This window comes from Streptomyces africanus (assembly GCF_002150735.1).
In the GTDB taxonomy this organism is placed as follows: Bacteria; Actinomycetota; Actinomycetes; order Streptomycetales; family Streptomycetaceae; genus Streptomyces; species Streptomyces africanus.
In genome coordinates this window covers 658-869 of record NZ_MUKA01000434.1, presented here as the reverse complement: position 1 = coordinate 869, position 212 = coordinate 658, and the positions used below count along the sequence as shown (strand labels likewise).

Sequence of the window (212 nt, the reverse complement as noted above, 5' to 3'; positions counted from 1 at the left end):
GCGCGTCCCGGTCCGCGTGCCGGGACGCGCCCGCCAGCCGCCCGGCCAGCACGAGCACCGAGTAGGCCACGAAGAGCACCCACGCCCCGGCGACCGTACGGGAGGTGGAGAGCCGGTTGTCCTCACCGATGACGGGCGCCAGCGCACCGCCCTTCGCCCGGTGGAACCACGACGCCGCCGTCAGCGCCCCGGCGACCACCAGCGCGGCGGCC

1 pseudogene is annotated in these 212 nt (G+C 77.8%); it reads right to left on the bottom strand.

Annotated elements, in window-relative coordinates:
- A pseudogene (locus CCL05_RS38965) lies at positions 1–212 on the bottom strand (hypothetical protein); the annotation flags it as partial.